The organism is Pseudomonas mediterranea CFBP 5447 (genome assembly GCF_000774145.1).
Taxonomy (GTDB): domain Bacteria; phylum Pseudomonadota; class Gammaproteobacteria; order Pseudomonadales; family Pseudomonadaceae; genus Aquipseudomonas; species Aquipseudomonas mediterranea.
Window position 1 is genome coordinate 299,991 of record NZ_KN322983.1, and the last position, 17,673, is coordinate 317,663.

Genomic DNA, 17,673 nt, shown 5'->3' on the forward strand with positions numbered 1-17,673 from the left:
ACGAATTATTCCGGGTGCCCGGCCATTGCCGGTCTGCGAAGGCGCGCGATTTTATCAGGCTTGTGGGGCAGCGGCCATCCTCGCGCCGACGGGCAGGGACATATCCGAGGAAAAAAACCGATATTTCTTCTGTTGGTGCTGCGCGGTGCGCCTGTATAAGGTGTAGCGGTAACCGGCTATGGTTACGCGGTGCGAAACTTCCATCGGGTGTGTGAATGTTTTGCCAGGTGCTGTGGTCACAGCCATGCTCGATTTTTCTTCACACGGCTTGTTCCAGTCGTCTATGTCCGGGAATCTTCCATGCGTTTGTTCAAATTCTTGTCCGTGGGCTGCCTGTCGCTGATCAGCCTGGCGAGCCAGGCCGAAACCCTCAGTGGTCTCTATCAAGTGCTCGAGCCGGTGAGCAGCCAGACGCCGGATGAGCGCAACCAGGCGACCCTGCGTGCACTCGATACGCTCGTGCTGCGCCTGACCGGCGACGCCAAGGCCGCCCAGAATCCGGGGCTGGCGGCAATCCGCAAGGACCCGCAGCAGATCATTCTGCAATATGGCTACGACGCCGGCCCGCCGGAAAGCCTCAAGGTCGACTTCGATCCGACGAGCACTGATCGGGCCTTGCGTTCGGCCGGGCTGTCGCTGTGGGGCGTGAACCGGCCGTCGATCCTGGGCTGGTGGCTCAACGACTCAGCCGAAGGCTCCAGCCTGGTGGGCGATGGCCAGGCCAGTGCCACGCCGTTGCGCCGCGCTGCCCAGCACCGGGGCTTGGCGCTGCATTTGCCGTTGGCGGACTTGAGCGAGCAGATCGTGGCCACCGCGCCGAACCTGGAAGGCAGCGATCCGGCGCCGTTGCGCGATGCCTCGGAGCGATACGCGGCGGACGCCTTGCTGGCGGTCCACGCCAAGGAAGAGGGTGGCCAGTGGCGCGGAACCTGGCGCCTGTGGCTGGGCGACCAGCGCGAGCAGGGCACTGCCCAGGGCGCCGATCAGGCTGCGCTGGCCGATGCGGTGATGCTGGCAGTGAGTCAGCGCCTGGCGCCGCGCTTCGTGGCCAAGCCGGGCGTGGCCACCGAGCAGTCACTGGAAGTGCAGGGCATGAATCTCGAGCGTTATGCCGCCCTTGGGCGTTTGCTTGAGCCGTTCGGTGGGCAGGTGCAGCGGGTCGAGGGTGATCGGATCATCTATCGGGTCAACGGCAGCGCGGAGCAACTGAAGGCGCAACTGGCCCTGGCGAAATTGCAGGAAATTCCCGCCGGTGAGGCGATGGCCCCGGTGCCCGCGGTTCCACCGGCTGCCGATGGAACGGCTCCGGCAGCAGCACCGGCGCCCGCGCCGACGGCCAGCCTGCGGTTTCGCTGGTAGGTTTTCTTTCTTTATATAGCTGGGAGTGGTTCATGGGCGATACGCGGCGTTGGTTCTGGTTGGGCGGGGTTGCCCTGCTGTTCGCGTTTATCTATTTGCTGCATCCGATTCTGACGCCGTTCCTGGTTGCGCTGCTGTTGGCTTACCTGTTTGACCCGGTGGTGGATCGCCTGGAAAAGCTCGGCCTGTCGAGAACCTGGGGCGTGGTGGCGGTATTTGCCCTGTTCACCTTGATTGTCAGCGCCCTGTTGCTGGTGTTGATACCGATGCTCGCCAAGCAGTTGGTGCGTCTGTACGAGCTGGCGCCGCAGATGCTCGATTGGTTGCAGCACACGGCGGTGCCGTGGGTGCAGTCGAAGCTGGGCTTGGCGGACGGTTTCTGGAAGTTCGACAAGGTCAAGGCGGCCATCAGCGCCCACATGGGCCAGACCACCGACATCGTCGGCGTCGTGCTGAGCCAGGCCACCGCCTCGGGCCTGGCGCTGATCGGCTGGCTGGCCAACCTGGTGCTGATTCCGGTCGTGAGTTTCTACCTGCTGCGGGACTGGGACCTGATGATGGCCAAGATCCGCAGCCTGCTGCCCCGGCACCGCGAAGAGCGCATCATGACCTTGGCTGGCGAATGCCACGAAGTGCTGGGTGCCTTTGTGCGCGGGCAGTTGCTGGTGATGGTGGCGCTGGGCTTCATCTATGCGGCGGGGCTGATGCTGGTGGGGCTGGAGCTGGGACTCTTGATCGGCATGATCGCCGGGTTGGCCGCCATCGTTCCGTACATGGGATTCGTGATCGGTATTGGCGCGGCATTGATCGCTGGGTTGTTCCAGTTTGGTGGCGATCTCTATCCCATGGTCGGCATCGTGGCGGTGTTCATGGTCGGCCAGGCCCTGGAGGGCATGGTGCTGACACCGTTGCTGGTGGGGGATCGCATCGGCCTGCATCCGGTGGCGGTGATCTTCGCGATCCTGGCGGGCGGCGAGTTGTTCGGTTTCACCGGGATCCTGCTGGCGCTGCCGGTGGCAGCGGTGATCATGGTGCTGGTGCGTCATGTACATGACCTGTACAAGGATTCGGATATCTACAGCGGCGTCGAAGACCCCGAGCTGTAGGCCGGTGGCAGCGTGAGGCGTGTCCTGGCGCCAGGGAAATGCTCGTCCCACTGTCCTGGCGCTGCAAACCTTTGATTTTGCTCGTGGTCCGGCGCATTGTGCGGTCCGCGCCACGGGTATAGACTTTGCAAACTTTACACAGAGGCCACTCACGGTTCCTTTGGAGCTGTCCAGCCAGCATGAAACCGATTCAGCTGCCCCTAGGTGTGCGTCTGCGTGACGACGCCACCTTCATCAACTACTACCCAGGCGCCAATGCCGCTGCACTCGGCTATGTCGAGCGGCTTTGCGAAGCCGACGCCGGCTGGACCGAGAGTCTGATCTATCTGTGGGGCAAGGACGGGGTAGGGCGTACGCATCTGTTACAGGCGGCTTGCCTGCGGTTCGAGCAACTGGGTGAGCCTGCCGTGTACCTGCCATTGGCCGAGTTGCTGGATCGCGGGGTCGAGATCCTGGATAACCTCGAACAATATGAGCTGGTCTGTCTGGACGACCTCCAGGCCGTGGCCGGCAAGGCTGATTGGGAAGAGGCGCTGTTCCATCTGTTCAATCGGCTGCGCGACAGCGGTCGGCGCTTGCTGATCGCCGCATCGACGTCGCCGCGGGAGCTGCCGGTGAAACTGGCGGATCTCAAGTCCCGCCTTACCCTGGCGTTGATCTTCCAGATGCGGCCGCTGTCCGATGAAGACAAACTCCGTGCCTTGCAGTTGCGCGCCTCTCGACGTGGCTTGCACCTGACCGATGAGGTCGGGCACTTCATCCTCACTCGTGGCACCCGCAGCATGAGCGCGCTGTTCGAATTGCTCGAACGCCTCGACCAGGCTTCCCTTCAAGCCCAGCGCAAGCTGACTATTCCTTTTTTGAAAGAAACCCTGGGCTGGTAGAACCGTTGTCGGTAGTGGCTTCTGGCCTTGTCCGGACACAGCGAAACCCGCGGTCCTGCTGGGCGGCAGGCCACGTGACTTTCAAAATGGGCTTAAGCGCTTAGATGTAGACGGAAAACCGGGAAGTCACATTTTCATCGATTGAATTTGCAAATGAAGTCGATAGAAGGCATAGTCTCGCGATCTTTACTACTTCAGCCACGGTCGTGCCCATGCTCAATCGCTTCGCACCCCTCGTGCCTCTCGCACTCGTTACCCTGCTGTTCGGTTGCGCTGCCCACTCCCCAGTGTCCCAGCAAGTACAACAACCACAGGTTCAGAACACCGTTACCGCCCAGTCTTCCTCCGTCTCCTTCCAGGAAGAAATGGCCAACGACAAAGAGCTGGCAGCCTTCGCCGGCAACAAGCCTTACCAGCTTCCGGTGCTGGCCGACAGCATCCTGGAACGCGGCATGTCGTTGATCGGCACCCGTTACCGTTTTGGTGGCACCTCTGAAGCCGGCTTCGATTGCAGCGGTTTCATCGGCTACCTGTTCCGTGAAGAGGCCGGCATGAGCTTGCCACGCTCCACGCGGGAAATGATCAACGTGAACGCCCCCCTGGTGGCACGTAATCAGCTGGAGCCCGGTGACCTGCTGTTCTTCAGCACCAGCGGTCGTCGCGGACGCGTCAGCCACGCCGGTATCTACCTGGGCGACAACCAGTTCATCCATTCCAGCAGCCGCCGTAGCGGTGGTGTGCGGATCGACAGCCTGGGTGACACCTACTGGAACAAGACTTTCATCGAAGCCAAGCGCGCCCTCGCCATGGCTCCGACCGTGGTCACCGCTCGCAAGTAAGCGCACAGTTTGTAAGGCAAACTTAAAGTCTTACTTGAAGTTTGCCTCATAGCCGCTAGAATCCTTGATCATTGATTGATGGCAATCCGCCTGCGTACTCCGCAGGCGGATTTGTTTTCATGTCCACGGCAGAAAAGCCGCATCCAGATCAGGATTGTTCTGCATATGTCGACGTCGGCCCGCCTCGCTCTCATCTGCCTTGTCGCACTGCTCAGCGCGTGCGCAAGCCGTACGCCACCACCCGCACCAGTGCGGGCTCCCGTGGTCTTTGCACCCGCGCAACCCTTGTCGCCGGCCGCCGAAGATGTGCTCTTCCGGGCGTTGGGCCTGGTTGGGACGCCCTACCGCTGGGGCGGCAATACGCCGGATTCGGGTTTCGATTGCAGCGGCCTGATCGGTTACGTCTACCGTGATGCCGCCGGTATTTCCCTGCCACGTTCGACCCGCGAGATGATCGGCATGCGCGCCCCGGATGTCGGCAAGGATGCACTGCAAAGCGGTGACCTGATTTTCTTCGCCACCAACGGTGGCTCCCAGGTCAGCCATGCGGGGATCTACGTCGGTGAGGGGCGCTTCGTTCATGCGCCGGCCACCGGCGGCACGGTCAAGCTCGACAGCTTGTCCAAGGCCTATTGGCAGAAAGCCTATCTGAGCGCCAAGCGGGTGCTGCAACCGGAGCGCCTGGCGCGTTATCCCTGATTCGCGGAGGTTGTCATGACCGCTCGCACCCTCAATCTCGATGATGCCCTTTACCAGTATCTGCTGGACGTTTCCCTGCGGGAGACGCCCTTGCAGCGACGTTTGCGGGACGAGACCCAGGCGCTGCCCATGGCGCGCTGGCAGATAGCGCCCGAGCAGGGGCAGTTTCTCGCATTGCTGGTGAAGCTCACCGGCGCCCGACGCTTGCTGGAAGTCGGTACGTTCACGGGCTACAGCGCGTTGTGCCTGGCCTCCGCCTTGCCGCAGGATGGTTCGTTGATCTGTTGCGATATTCCCGGCGACTACAACGCCGTGGCGCTGCGATATTGGCGCGAAGCCGGGCTGGCCGAGCGGATCGAGCTGCGCCTGGCGCCGGCCCTGGAAACCCTCGACGACCTTGAGCGCCAAGGGCAGGGCGGCACGTTCGACCTGATCTTTATCGATGCCGACAAGGCCAACTACCCGGCTTACCTGGAGCGTGCGCTACGGTTGCTGCGCGGCGGTGGGCTGGTGATGTTCGATAACACGTTGTGGAGCGGCCGGGTGCTGGAAGCCCAGCCCGAGAGCGAGGACACCCGCGCCATCCAGGCACTGAACCGCGCGTTGAAGGATGATTTGCGGGTGGATTTGTCACTGTTGCCGCTGGGGGATGGGTTGACCTTGTGTCGCAAGCTCTAAAGCTTGTTTCAAGCGGTGAGGGCTCTTGTGGCGAGGGAGCTCGCTCCCGCTGGGCTGCGTAGCAGCCCCCAAAAAGCAGGGCCGCTTCGCGCCCCAGCGGGAGCAAGCTCCCTCGCCACAGGATGTCCACCGGTCCTAGGCGGATTTATTTACCCGACACCCGCCATACCTTGTTCCCCACGTCATCGGCCACCAGCAACCCACCCTGCTTGTCGATCACCACGCCCACGGGCCGGCCCTGGGCTTTTTCATCTGCGTTCAGGAAGCCGGTCAACACATCCACAGGTTTCCCCGCCGGTTTGCCGCCGTTGAACGGTACGAAAATCACTTTGTAACCGCTGTGGGGCTTACGATTCCAGGAACCATGCTGGCCAATGAACGCGCCTTCGGTGAAGGGCGCAGGCAGGGCGCTGCCTTCGGCGAAAGTCAGGCCCAATGAGGCCGTGTGCGGGCCGACGGCGTAGTCCGGGGCGATGGCCTTGGCCACCAGTGCCGGGTTCTGTGGCTCGACTCGCACGTCGACGTTCTGCCCGTAATAGCTGTAGGGCCAGCCATAGAAGGCGCCATCCTTGACCGAGGTGATGTAGTCCGGCACCAGGTCGCTGCCGATCTCATCCCGCTCGTTCACCGCTGTCCACAACGCCCCGCTGCGCGGTTCCCAGGCCAGGCCGTTGGGGTTGCGCAGGCCCGAAGCGAAAATGCGGTGATTACCGGTGGCGCGGTCCACTTCCCAGATCGCCGCGCGGCCTTCCTCCGCCTCCATGCCGTTTTCCGCGACGTTGCTGTTCGAGCCGGTGGTGACGTAGAGCTTGCTGCCGTCACGGCTGGCAATCACGTTCTTGGTCCAGTGGTGGTTGATGGTGCCGCCCGGCAGGTCGACGACCTTGGTCGGCTGCGCCTTGATTTGCGTATCGCCGTCCTTGTAAGGGAAACGGATCAGTCGATCGGTATCGGCCACGTACAGGTCATTGCCCACCAATGTCATGCCGAACGGCGAGTTGAGGTTTTCCAAGAAGACCGTGCGGGTTTCTGCGATGCCATCGTGGTTGGCGTCGCGCAACAACGTAATGCGATTCGGGCTGGGGACGCCGGCGCCGGCGCGCCCCATGACTTTTTTCATCACCCAACCACGGATGCCCTTGGCGTCGTCCGGCTTGGGCGGGGCGTTGGTTTCCGCCACCAGCACGTCGCCGTTGGGCAGCACGTAGAGCCAGCGCGGATGGTCCAGCCCCTCGGCAAACGCCACCACTTGCAGGCCTTCGGCCGCGGTTGGCTTGGCGCCTTGGGGCCAGCCGACCGCTTCGGCGATGTTGACGGTGGGGACCAGGGTCTTGTTCGGTTCGGGCAGTTTTGGCGATGGGCCGGTGCCGTCGGAGACTTGCAGCGTGGAAGACTCGCCACAAGCGACAAGCCCTGCGGCGAGGGCGACGATCAGGAGGTGCGGTGGCTTGAGCATGCTGGCTTCCCTATGAATGCATGTAGTTATTCATAGAGAAGCATATACCGGCGATGGTTCAACCGGTCAGCCGTGGGCCTGCTTGAACAGCACGGCGATGCCCGGATGGTAATGACCGGCCTCGTTGCGCAACTTGCGGTAGTTGTAAGGGAAGTACCAGGCCACGGCGCAGGTATTTTCCTTTTGCAGGTCATCGATCATGTCCTGCAGTTCTTCAGGCGTGGCACTTTGCTGGGCTTTTTGCGGGGCGACGAACAGGCAGCCCAGCTTCAGGTCGGTGGCATAGCTGATGCGCTTGGCATCGCTGGCGATCTCCTGCAGAGGCTGGGTCAGGTTCAGGCTCTTGACCTTAGGCCAGCGTTGGGTGGCCTGGATGAACGCTCGATCCTCGGCACCGGCGATGAACAGATCGGCGCTGACGTTGCGTTCGCCTTCTTCATTCTGTTTGCGGGTCGCGGTGTTTTGCAGCGTGACCATCTCGGCCATCCAGGCGGCGGCCGAGAGCAGGCCGAGGTTGGCCTTTTCATCGAACCAGTAGGGCGTATCGTTATCGCCGCGCACGGCGTTGTAGCGGTCGATACAGTCAAACCAGCGTTCCAGCACCGGGCGCAGGAATTCCAGCCTTGGATTGCTGATGATCATGCCTTGCATGTTTTGCCCTCTTGTTTTTGTGATATCGGGTCGTAATGCCTATTTGATATCACTTGCCACAGTGTGACACAAGATTGGCGTCACTTTATTGATCCAGGCCCATAATCAATGCCGGGCCCGCGGCGGCTTTAATTGACGCTCCACCCCCAACCCTCTAACCTTCGCGACTTGTTTCAGGTGCTCTGTGACCCGGGTCGACAGAGTGAAACAGGGAAACCGGTGAGAACCCGGCGCTGCCCCCGCAACGGTAAATGAGTCAAAGCTGCCAGCAAGCCACTGTGTTTCGACATGGGAAGGCGCGCAGCCCGGCATCACGCCGCTCATGAGCCCGGAGACCGGCCTGATTCATCCAACGGCATCACGGTGGGCGATGCCAGGCTTGTTGCCGTCTTTTCCCGTGCCCGCCTGCCGTTATCCAGTCCCAACGGAGGCTTCCCCATGACCGGCTCCCCTGATACAGATGTGTCCGACCGCGACGAGCGTCACCTGGCGCGCATGCTGCGCAAGAAAGCCGTGATCGACGAGCGTATCGCCAATGCCCCGAACGAATGCGGCTTGCTGCTGGTGCTGACCGGCAACGGCAAGGGCAAGAGCAGTTCGGCGTTCGGCATGCTGGTCCGGGCCATGGGTCACGGGATGCAATGTGGCGTGGTGCAGTTCATCAAGGGCCGCAACAGCACCGGCGAGGAATTGTTTTTCCGGCGTTTCCCGGAGCAGGTACGCTTTCACGTCATGGGCGAAGGGTTTACCTGGGAAACCCAGGATCGCCAGCGCGATATCGCGGCCGCCGAAGCAGCCTGGGCCGTGTCGCGCCAACTGTTGAGCGATCCGTCCATTGGCCTGGTGGTGCTCGACGAACTGAACATTGCCCTCAAGCACGGTTACCTCGATCTCGACCAGGTCCTGAGCGACCTGCAGGCGCGTCCGCCCATGCAGCATGTCGTGGTGACCGGTCGCGGCGCCAAGCCGGAAATGATCGAGCTGGCGGACACCGTCACCGAAATGGGCATGATCAAGCACGCCTTCCAGGCCGGCATCAAGGCACAGAAAGGCGTCGAACTGTGAGTGACCCTTCGTTCCCGGACCGTCAATGCCCGGCGGTACTGATTGCCGCCCCGGCGTCGGGGCAGGGCAAGACCACGGTCACCGCTGCCCTGGCCCGGTTGCATCGCAACCAGGGGCGCAAGGTGCGCGTATTCAAATGCGGCCCTGATTTCCTCGATCCGATGATCCTGGAGCGTGCCAGCGGCGCGCCGGTCTATCAATTGGACATGTGGATGGTCGGCGAGCAGGAAAGCCGACGGCTGTTGTGGGAAGCGGCCGCCGACGCGGACCTGATCCTGATAGAAGGGGTGATGGGATTGTTCGACGGCACGCCGTCCAGCGCCGACCTGGCGCGGCATTTCGGCGTGCCGGTGCTGGCGGTGATCGACGGTACGGCCATGGCCCAGACCTTCGGCGCCCTGGCCTTGGGGCTGGCGCGCTATCAACCGGACCTGCCGTTCGCCGGCGTGCTGGCCAACCGGGTTGGCACTGTCCGTCACGCGCAATTGCTTGAAGGCAGCCTCACCGAAGGCCTGCGCTGGTATGGCGCGCTGTCCCGGGAAACCGGCATCGAACTGCCAAGCCGCCACCTCGGGCTGGTCCAGGCCAGCGAGTTGAACGACCTGGACCTGCGCCTCGATGCCGCAGCCGAGGCCCTGGCCGGCACGTGCGAAGTGACGCTTCCGCCAGCGGTGACATTCGCCGCGCCCGAGGTAGGCGTCGCGCAACCGTGGCTCGACGGGGTCCGTATCGCCGTGGCCCGGGACGAAGCGTTTGCCTTCACCTATGGCGCGAGCCTCGATCTGCTGCGAGCCATGGGCGCGCAGTTGCGCTTTTTCTCACCGATCCATGACCGCGAACTGCCCGAGGCGGACAGCCTGTACCTGCCCGGCGGTTATCCTGAACTGCATCACCTGGCCCTGGCCCGGAATGCGCCGATGCTGGCGGCAATCCGTGCGCATCATGACGCCGGCAAGCCGTTGCTGGCGGAGTGCGGTGGCATGTTGTATCTGCTGGATTCGCTGACCGATGTCGAGGGCAATCGCGCCGAGCTGCTCGGGTTGCTTGCCGGAGATGCGCAGATGCAGAAACGCCTGGCCGCCCTGGCGCTGCAATCGGTGGAGCTGCCGGAAGGCACTTTGCGCGGACACACTTACCATCATTCGCTGACCAGCACTGACCTGGAGCCGATCGCCCGTGGCCATAGCCCTAACGGCGGACGTGGTGCGGAGGCGGTGTTCCGGCAGGGGCGGATGACGGCCTCCTATGTGCATTTCTATTTTCCGTCGAATCCGCGGGCGATTGCCGCGCTACTTGCGCCGGACCCTGAGGCCGCTTTCGCGAGCAGGCTCGCTCCCACATTGGATGGGTGTTCACAATTCTCTGTGGGAGCGAGCCTGCTCGCGAAGAGGCCATGACCGACAACGCATTTCCCCAGGCCGAACGCGACGCCATCTACCGCGCCATCGCCGAGCGCCGCGATATGCGCCACTTCATCGGCGGCACGGTTGAGCCCCAGTTGCTGCGGCGCCTGCTGGAAGCCGCTCACCAGGCGCCCAGTGTGGGCCTGATGCAACCGTGGCGGTTCATCCGCATCAGCGACCGCGCATTGCGCGCAGACATCCAGCAATTGGTGGAACAGGAGCGCATTCGCACCGCCGAGGCCCTGGGCGAACGCAGCGATGAATTCATGAAGCTCAAGGTCGAGGGCATCAATGACTGCGCCGAAGTGCTGGTGGCGGCGTTGATGGATGATCGCGAGCGGCACATCTTCGGCCGTCGGACCTTGCCGGAAATGGACCTCGCCTCGCTGTCCTGTGCGATCCAGAATCTGTGGCTGGCTTCCCGCGCCGAAGGGTTGGGGATGGGCTGGGTTTCGCTGTTCGAGCCCCAGGCTTTGGCCGATCTGCTGGGCCTGCCTGCGGGCGCCAAGCCCCTGGCGATACTCTGTCTCGGCCCGGTGGAGAGTTTTTATCCGGCACCGATGCTCGCCCTGGAGGGCTGGGCACAACCGCGTTCACTCAATGAACTGCTCTATGAAAACCGTTGGGGAGTGAACCCATGAGTGTCGCGTTGCTCAGTGCCGCCGCCGTAGCGCTGGATGCACTGCTGGGGGAGCCGCGGCGCTGGCATCCGTTGGTGGCGTTCGGCCGTTTTGCCGATCGCATCGAACAACGCTTCAATTCCGGCGGGCGCGGCTGGCGCAGCCATGGGGTCACGGCGTGGGTGATTGCGGTGGTGCCGTTGACCCTGCTCGCCACGGCCCTGTCCTGGGCGCCGCTGGTGGGGTGGCTGGTGGATATCCTGGCGCTGTACTGCGCCCTCGGCCTGCGCAGCCTCGGCGAACATGTCGAGCCGGTGGCCCGGGCGCTGCGCAGCGGCGATCTGGAGGAAGCCCGCACCCGCGTCGGCTATCTGGTCAGCCGCGAAACCCGTGAGCTGGACGAAACCGCCGTGGCCCGCGCAGCCACCGAGTCGGTGCTGGAAAACGGCAGCGACGCGGTATTCGCCGCGCTGCTCTGGTTCGCCGTGGCGGGAGCGCCCGGTGTGGTGTTGTATCGCCTGAGCAATACTCTTGACGCCATGTGGGGCTATCGCAACGAGCGCTTCGAGCGCTTTGGCTGGGCAGCGGCAAAAATCGACGATGTGCTGAACTACATTCCGGCGCGGCTGGTGGCGTTGACCTACGCGCTGCTCGGTAAAACCCGTCTGGCGCTCAAGTGCTGGCGCAGTCAGGGCCCGACCTGGGACAGCCCCAATGCCGGGCCGGTCATGGCCGCCGGTGCCGGTGCGCTGGGTGTCGAGCTGGGGGGCGCAGCGGTGTATCACGGGGAGCTGCACCAGCGTCCGCCGCTAGGCGAGGGCGTGCCGGCGAGTGCCGATTCCATTGATCGCGGCTGGCAACTGGTGCAGCGCGGCGTATGGTTGTGGTTGCTGATTCTCTGCCTGGGAGCTGAGTTCTATGCTTGAGCACGGCGGACGCCTGCGCAAGGCGGTCCGGGAATATGGCATTGCCGAGGTGGATTGGCTCGACCTGTCCAGCGGCCTGGCGCCATGGCCGTTCGATGTTCCGGCGATTCCTTTGCGGGCCTGGGCACGCCTGCCTGAAACCGATGACGGGCTGGAGCAGGCTGCCTGCACTTATTACGGGGCGGCCCAGGTACTGCCGGTGGCCGGTTCGCAGATGGCGATCCAGCTATTGCCGCGCCTGCGTCGCAGCGGCAAGGTCGGTGTCCTGTCGCCCTGTTACGCCGAGCACGCCGAAGCCTGGCGCCGCAACGGTTACATCGTGCGTGAGGTGCTGGAATCGGAAGTGGATTTCTTCCTCGATAGCCTCGACGTGCTGGTGGTGGTCAACCCGAACAACCCCACGGGCCTGAACCTGAGCCCCGAGCGTTTGCTGGACTGGCACGCCCGACTGGCCCAGCGTGGCGGCTGGCTGGTGGTGGACGAGGCCTTCATGGATGTCACCCCGCAACTGAGCCTGGCTGCCCACGCCCATCAGGTCGGGCTGATCGTGCTGCGTTCCTTCGGCAAGTTCTTTGGCCTGGCCGGGGTTCGCCTGGGATTTGTCCTGGCCGAGCAACATTTGCTCAGGTTGCTCGCCGAACAGGTCGGGCCGTGGGCGGTCAGCGGGCCGACCCGGGTCCTGGGCCAAGCCTGTTTACTCGACACCGCCGCCCACATCCGTCAGCGACAGCGCTGTGAAGCTGCCAGCCAACGCCTGGCGCTGCTGCTGGGCCGTCACGGCTTCAAGCCCCAGGGTGGTTGCGCGTTGTTCCAGTGGCTGGTCACCGAACACGCCCAGATGCTTCACGACTTCATGGCCCATCGCGGCATTCTCCTGCGGCTGTTCACGAACACCAGCAGCCTGCGCTTCGGATTGCCTGCCGACGATGCCGAATTCCTGCGCCTGGAACAGGCTTTCGAGGCCTACGCCGAGGACTTCCAATGACCACAGTGATGGTGCAAGGCACCACGTCCGATGCCGGTAAAAGTACCCTGGTCACGGCCCTGTGCCGCTGGGTCAGGCGCCAGGGCGTGAGTGTGGTGCCGTTCAAGCCGCAGAACATGGCCCTCAACAGCGCGGTGACCACCGACGGTGGCGAAATCGGTCGCGCCCAGGCTGTGCAGGCCCAGGCGGCCGGCCTCGAGCCGCACACCGACATGAACCCGGTGCTGCTCAAGCCCAACAGCGACACGGGGGCCCAGGTCATCATCCATGGCCGCGCGGTCACCACCATGAATGCCGTGGCCTATCACGATTACAAGGCCATCGCGATGCAGGCCGTGCTGGCTTCCCACGCGCGCTTGAGCGCGGCGTATCCGGTGGTGATGGTGGAGGGCGCGGGGTCGCCGGCCGAGATCAACCTGCGGGCCGGTGACATCGCCAACATGGGATTTGCCGAAGCGGTGGACTGCCCCGTGTTGCTGATCGCCGACATCAATCGCGGTGGGGTATTCGCCCATCTGGTGGGCACCCTGGAGCTGCTTTCGCCCAGCGAGCAGGCGCGGGTCAAGGGCTTCATCATCAACCGTTTTCGCGGCGACATCGCCTTGCTGCAACCGGGGCTGGACTGGCTGGAAGCCCGCACCGGCAAACCGGTGGTGGGGGTGTTGCCGTACGTAATGGACCTGCACCTGGAAGCCGAGGACGGGCTGGACCAGCGTCAAGCCGACAAGGCCGAGCAGGTGCTCAAGGTGGTGGTGCCGGTGCTGCCGCGTATCAGCAATCACACCGATTTCGATCCGTTGCGCCTGCACCCGCAGGTCGACTTGCAATTCATTGGTCCCGGCCAGGCCATTCCGCCAGCCGACCTGATCATCTTGCCGGGCTCGAAGAGCGTGCGTAGCGACCTCGCCCATTTGCGGGCCCACGGCTGGGAAGCGGCCATCCAGCGGCATCTGCGCTATGGCGGCAAGCTGCTGGGGATCTGCGGCGGTTTGCAGATGCTCGGCCAACAGGTCCACGATCCGCTGGGGTTGGAAGGCGCGCCGGGCTCCAGCGCCGGGCTTGGGCTCCTGGCGTTCGAAACGACCCTGGAGCACGAGAAGCAGTTGCGTAATGTCCGAGGCCGTTTGACCCTGGAGAACGCCGAGGTCAGTGGCTATGAGATCCATGCCGGCGTGACCGTCGGCCCGGCCCTGGAACAGCCCTTGGTGCAATTGGATGACGGCCGCTGCGACGGCGCCCGGAGCCTCGATGGACAGATCGTCGGCACCTACCTGCACGGCCTGTTCGAGTCGCCCGAATCCAGCAGTGCCTTGTTGCGTTGGGCCGGGCTGGCGGACGTGCAAACGGTGGATTACCACGGCTTGCGCGAGCGGGACATCGAGCGGCTGGCGGATCTGGTGGAGAAGCACCTGGATACCGGGTTGTTGCGTGAGCTCTGTGGGATCTAGGTGGCCCTATTGCGAGCAGGCTCGCCCCCACAGGGGATTGTGAACACCGGACCAATGTGGGAGCGAGCCTGCTCGCGATGGGGCCGGCAGCAACACCTTCTATTTGAAAGGTAATACACCATGCTCCAACTGATCCTCGGCGGCGCCCGCTCCGGCAAGAGTCGCCTGGCTGAAAAACTCGCGGCGGACACTTGCTTGCCGGTGACCTACATCGCCACCAGCCAACCCCTGGACGGCGAGATGAACCAGCGGGTCGCCCTGCATCGCGCGCGTCGTCCGGCCGAATGGGCCTTGGTGGAAGAGCCGTTCGCCCTGGCCCAAGTGTTGCGGGACAACGCCGCACCGGGACAGTGCCTGCTGGTGGATTGCCTGACCCTGTGGCTGACCAACCTGCTGATGCTCGATGACGTCCCGCGACTGGGCAAGGAGCGCGACGCCCTGCTGGACTGCGTGGCCGCACTGCCCGGTGAAATCATTTTTGTCAGCAACGAGACCGGCATGGGTGTCGTGCCGCTGGGCGAGCTGACTCGCCGTTATGTCGATGAAGCCGGTTGGCTGCATCAAGCCCTGGCCGAGCGTTGTCAGCGTGTCGTGCTGACCGTCGCCGGCCTGCCCCTGACCCTCAAAGGTACTGCGTTATGAATCACCGCTGGTGGCTGGACCCGTGCAAGCCCCTCGATGCCCAGGCCCTGGAACAGGCCGCGGCCCGTCAGCAACAACTGACCAAGCCGGCCGGCTCCCTGGGACGGCTCGAGTCGGTGGCAGTGCAACTGGCGGGCCTGCAAGGGCAGGTCAAGCCAAGCCTGGACCGACTGTGGATCGCGATTTTTGCCGGCGATCACGGGGTGGTGGCGGAGGGCGTGTCGGCCTATCCCCAGGAAGTCACCGGACAGATGCTGCTCAATTTCGTCAGCGGTGGCGCGGCCATCAGCGTCCTGGCGCGGCAATTAAGTGCCGGGTTGGAGGTCGTGGACCTGGGGACCGTGACGCCGTCGCTGGATCTGCCCGGTGTGCGGCATTTGCACGTCGGGCCCGGCACGGCGAATTTTGTCCAGGGCCCGGCGATGACCGTGGACCAAGGCGAGCAGGCCTTGCAAGCCGGGCGTGACAGTGTCGCCCGCGCAATCGCCAGTGGCGCGCAGTTGTTCATCGGCGGCGAGATGGGGATCGGCAACACCACGGCGGCCAGTGCCCTGGCCTGCGCCTTGCTCGACTGCCCGGTGGGTCATCTGGTCGGGCCGGGTACGGGATTGGACGCGGCGGGTGTCAGTCACAAAGCCCAGGTGATTGAACGCGCCCTGACGCTGCATCGCGCCCAGGGCAACGATCCGTTGCAGACGCTGTTCAACCTGGGTGGATTTGAAATCGCCGCGCTGGTCGGTGCGTACCTGGCCTGCGCGCAGCAGGGCGTCGCGGTGCTGGTGGACGGCTTTATCTGCAGCGTCGCGGCATTGGTGGCGGTGCGCCTCAATCCCGGGTGCCGGCCATGGCTGTTGTTCGGCCATCGCGGCGCCGAACCGGGGCATCGTTACGTCCTGGAAACCCTCGCTGCCGAACCGCTGCTCGACCTGGGCCTGCGCCTGGGCGAGGGCAGTGGCGCTGCGCTGGCGGTGCCGTTGTTGCGTCTGGCCTGTGACCTGCACGGGCAAATGGCGACGTTTGCCGAAGCGGCCGTGGCGGATCGCCCGGCATGACCTTGCGCCTGGACCTGCTGCGCCATGGCGAAACCGAGCTGGGCGGCGGATTGCGTGGCAGCCTCGACGATGCCTTGACGGCCAGGGGCTGGGAGCAGATGCATGCAGCCGTAGCCACGGACGGTCCTTGGGATCGACTGGTGAGTTCGCCGCTGCAACGATGTGCGCGCTTTGCCGAGCAGCTCGGCAGCCGACTCAATCTGCCGGTGCACCTGGACGCGGATCTGCAGGAACTGCATTTCGGTGCCTGGGAGGGCCGCAGCGCCGCGGCGTTGATGGACACCGACGCCGAGGCTTTGGGCCGGTTCTGGGCCGATCCTTATGCTTTTACACCCCCCGACGGGGAGCCGGTGCTAGCGTTTTCGACGCGGGTCCTGGCGGCGGTGGAGCGCCTGCACGCGGCTTACGCGGGGCAGCGGGTGTTGCTGGTCAGCCATGGCGGCGTGATGAAATTGTTGCTGGCCCAGGCCCGAGGCCTGCCCCGGGAGCAATTGCTCAACGTTGAAGTGACCCACGGGGCGCGGTTCTCCCTGCGGGTGTCGTCCGGTCCGGTCTTGACGGAGATGAGCTGAAGATGCTGCCGTTCTGGATCGCCCTGCAATTTCTCAGCAGCTTGCCGGTTCGCCTGCTGGGCATGCCTGAGCCGGCGCAGCTTGGCCGGTCGCTGCTGTTCTATCCGCTGGTGGGGTTGTTGTTCGGTGCGTTGCTGTGGGGCTTCAATACCTTGCTGCCCGGTACGCCGTTGCTGCTGCATGGCGCGTTGCTGCTGACGGCCTGGGTGCTGCTCAGTGGCGGCCTGCACCTGGATGGCCTGGCTGACAGTGCGGACGCCTGGCTCGGTGGTTTTGGCGACCGTGAACGTACGCTGCTGATTATGAAAGACCCGCGCAGTGGCCCGATTGCGGTGATCACCTTGGTGTTGGTGCTGCTGCTCAAATTCGCGGCGCTGCTGGCGCTGCTCGAACAAGGGCAGGCCCTGGTGTTGCTCATCGTGCCGGTATTGGGGCGTGCGGCGCTGCTGGGCCTGTTCCTGACCACGCCTTATGTGCGTGCCGGCGGATTGGGCCAGGCACTCGCCGATCATCTGCCGCGACCTGCGGGGTGGCAGGTCTTGTCGGCCTGTGCGCTGGGCTGCGTGCTGGTGGCGGGATGGGCCGGGGTCTGGGCGCTGATCATCGCCGCGGTGGTGTTCATCGGATTGCGGCAGATGATGTTGCGTCGGCTGGGTGGGTGCACCGGCGACACGGCGGGGGCCTTGTTGGAGCTGCTTGAGATGGCAGTGTTGGTGGGGATGGCATTGATCTGACACCTTGCTCCCACAATTTGCTGCCACAGGTTTTCCTCATCAAGCGATACATTTAAATTTGCATTCATCCAGTTAACGGGTATATACACGCATCATGCTTCCTTCCCAATGTCTGTGCATCAACCTGCGTCGCGCCGCTCGAGGCGTCAGCAGGTATTACGACGGCGCTCTCGATGGCTTCGGGATCAACGTTGCCCAGTATTCCTTGCTGAACAACCTGGCGCGCCTGGATCAGCCGAGTATTTCGTCCCTGGCCGAGGCCATGGGCCTGGACCGCAGCACCCTGGGGCGCAATCTTCGGGTCCTGGAGGGCGAGGGGTTGGTAGCGCTTGCCGAGGGTGAAGACATGCGCAACCGCATCGTCGTCCTGACGCAAGCCGGACGCGACCGACTGGCGGCGGCGTTGCCCGCCTGGGAAGCGGCGCAACAACGATTGATCGATAAACTGGGCGCCGAGAAGCGCACGGCACTGCTGGCCTTGCTGGACGAACTGGCGTAAAGCCGGTTCGTTCGATATTAAGCGGGTATATACCCGCGAGCGGAGAATAAAAATG

Annotated in this window: 19 protein-coding genes and 1 riboswitch; of the genes, 17 read left to right on the top strand and 2 right to left on the bottom strand. The window is 63.8% G+C overall.

Translation table 11 applies throughout. The features are described from left to right. Positions 1-300: 300 nt before the first annotated feature. From N005_RS06815 to N005_RS06840, 6 genes are all read left to right on the top strand, one after another. Positions 301-1,359, top strand: a complete 1,059-nt coding sequence (locus N005_RS06815) for a DUF2066 domain-containing protein (RefSeq protein WP_047700499.1) — start codon at positions 301-303, stop codon at positions 1,357-1,359. A 32-nt stretch (positions 1,360-1,391) separates the two neighbouring features. Continuing rightward, positions 1,392-2,465, top strand: a complete 1,074-nt coding sequence (locus tag N005_RS06820; RefSeq protein WP_047700500.1) for an AI-2E family transporter — start codon at positions 1,392-1,394, stop codon at positions 2,463-2,465. 179 nt (positions 2,466-2,644) lie between these two features. Then, positions 2,645-3,349, top strand: coding sequence for a DnaA regulatory inactivator Hda (gene hda, locus N005_RS06825; RefSeq protein ID WP_003178999.1), 705 nt, complete (start codon positions 2,645-2,647; stop codon positions 3,347-3,349). Positions 3,350-3,561: 212 nt separating this feature from the next. After that, a complete protein-coding gene (locus N005_RS06830) occupies positions 3,562-4,188 on the top strand; it encodes a C40 family peptidase (RefSeq protein ID WP_041020804.1) in 627 nt (208 codons plus the stop codon). Between the two features lie 165 nt (positions 4,189-4,353). Then, on the top strand, positions 4,354-4,887 hold the full coding sequence (locus tag N005_RS06835) for a C40 family peptidase (protein WP_047700501.1): 534 nt from the start codon (positions 4,354-4,356) through the stop codon (positions 4,885-4,887). A 15-nt stretch (positions 4,888-4,902) separates the two neighbouring features. Further along, positions 4,903-5,565, top strand: a complete 663-nt coding sequence (locus N005_RS06840; RefSeq protein WP_047700502.1) for a class I SAM-dependent methyltransferase — start codon at positions 4,903-4,905, stop codon at positions 5,563-5,565. A gap of 145 nt (positions 5,566-5,710) precedes the next feature. Here the strand turns inward: N005_RS06840 and N005_RS06845 are convergent, their stop codons facing one another. Continuing rightward, the gene (locus N005_RS06845; protein ID WP_047700503.1) at positions 5,711-7,021 is read right to left on the bottom strand and encodes a PQQ-dependent sugar dehydrogenase; all 1,311 of its coding nucleotides are present in this window, start codon (positions 7,019-7,021) and stop codon (positions 5,711-5,713) included. A 66-nt stretch (positions 7,022-7,087) separates the two neighbouring features. After that, positions 7,088-7,672, bottom strand: a complete 585-nt coding sequence (locus N005_RS06850; RefSeq protein WP_047700504.1) for a hypothetical protein — start codon at positions 7,670-7,672, stop codon at positions 7,088-7,090. A gap of 158 nt (positions 7,673-7,830) precedes the next feature. After that, a riboswitch (cobalamin riboswitch) is annotated at positions 7,831-8,030 on the top strand. A gap of 80 nt (positions 8,031-8,110) precedes the next feature. Here N005_RS06850 and cobO point away from each other — a divergent pair. The 11 genes from cobO to N005_RS06905 all read left to right on the top strand — a co-directional run bounded on the left by cobO (position 8,111) and on the right by N005_RS06905 (position 17,618). Next, positions 8,111-8,737: a cob(I)yrinic acid a,c-diamide adenosyltransferase gene (gene cobO / locus N005_RS06855; protein ID WP_047700505.1), complete on the top strand. Its 627-nt coding sequence runs from the start codon at positions 8,111-8,113 to the stop codon at positions 8,735-8,737. Further along, positions 8,734-10,134, top strand: a complete 1,401-nt coding sequence (locus N005_RS06860; RefSeq protein ID WP_047700506.1) for a cobyrinic acid a,c-diamide synthase CobB — start codon at positions 8,734-8,736, stop codon at positions 10,132-10,134. Before cobO ends, N005_RS06860 begins: the two co-directional genes overlap by 4 nt. Beyond that, positions 10,131-10,781 carry a 5,6-dimethylbenzimidazole synthase gene (bluB, locus tag N005_RS06865; RefSeq protein ID WP_047700507.1) on the top strand — a complete coding sequence of 217 codons (651 nt, stop codon included), beginning with the start codon at positions 10,131-10,133 and terminating at the stop codon, positions 10,779-10,781. Before N005_RS06860 ends, bluB begins: the two co-directional genes overlap by 4 nt. Then, the gene (cbiB, locus tag N005_RS06870) at positions 10,778-11,686 is read left to right on the top strand and encodes an adenosylcobinamide-phosphate synthase CbiB (protein ID WP_047700508.1); all 909 of its coding nucleotides are present in this window, start codon (positions 10,778-10,780) and stop codon (positions 11,684-11,686) included. Before bluB ends, cbiB begins: the two co-directional genes overlap by 4 nt. Next, positions 11,679-12,671: a threonine-phosphate decarboxylase CobD gene (gene cobD, locus N005_RS06875; protein WP_047700509.1), complete on the top strand. Its 993-nt coding sequence runs from the start codon at positions 11,679-11,681 to the stop codon at positions 12,669-12,671. Before cbiB ends, cobD begins: the two co-directional genes overlap by 8 nt. Beyond that, positions 12,668-14,119, top strand: a complete 1,452-nt coding sequence (locus N005_RS06880) for a cobyric acid synthase (RefSeq protein ID WP_047700510.1) — start codon at positions 12,668-12,670, stop codon at positions 14,117-14,119. Before cobD ends, N005_RS06880 begins: the two co-directional genes overlap by 4 nt. 120 nt (positions 14,120-14,239) lie before the next feature. Continuing rightward, positions 14,240-14,761, top strand: a complete 522-nt coding sequence (cobU, locus tag N005_RS06885; protein WP_047700511.1) for a bifunctional adenosylcobinamide kinase/adenosylcobinamide-phosphate guanylyltransferase — start codon at positions 14,240-14,242, stop codon at positions 14,759-14,761. Next, entirely contained in the window at positions 14,758-15,813 is a 1,056-nt protein-coding gene (gene cobT, locus N005_RS06890) for a nicotinate-nucleotide--dimethylbenzimidazole phosphoribosyltransferase (protein WP_047700512.1), read from the top strand. Before cobU ends, cobT begins: the two co-directional genes overlap by 4 nt. Continuing rightward, positions 15,810-16,385, top strand: coding sequence for an alpha-ribazole phosphatase family protein (cobC, locus tag N005_RS06895; protein ID WP_047700513.1), 576 nt, complete (start codon positions 15,810-15,812; stop codon positions 16,383-16,385). The genes cobT and cobC overlap by 4 nt, the downstream gene beginning before the upstream one ends. A gap of 2 nt (positions 16,386-16,387) precedes the next feature. Further along, positions 16,388-17,119, top strand: a complete 732-nt coding sequence (locus N005_RS06900; RefSeq protein WP_047700514.1) for an adenosylcobinamide-GDP ribazoletransferase — start codon at positions 16,388-16,390, stop codon at positions 17,117-17,119. Between the two features lie 94 nt (positions 17,120-17,213). Further along, entirely contained in the window at positions 17,214-17,618 is a 405-nt protein-coding gene (locus N005_RS06905) for a MarR family winged helix-turn-helix transcriptional regulator (protein WP_047700515.1), read from the top strand. The last annotated feature ends 55 nt before the right edge of the window (positions 17,619-17,673 follow it).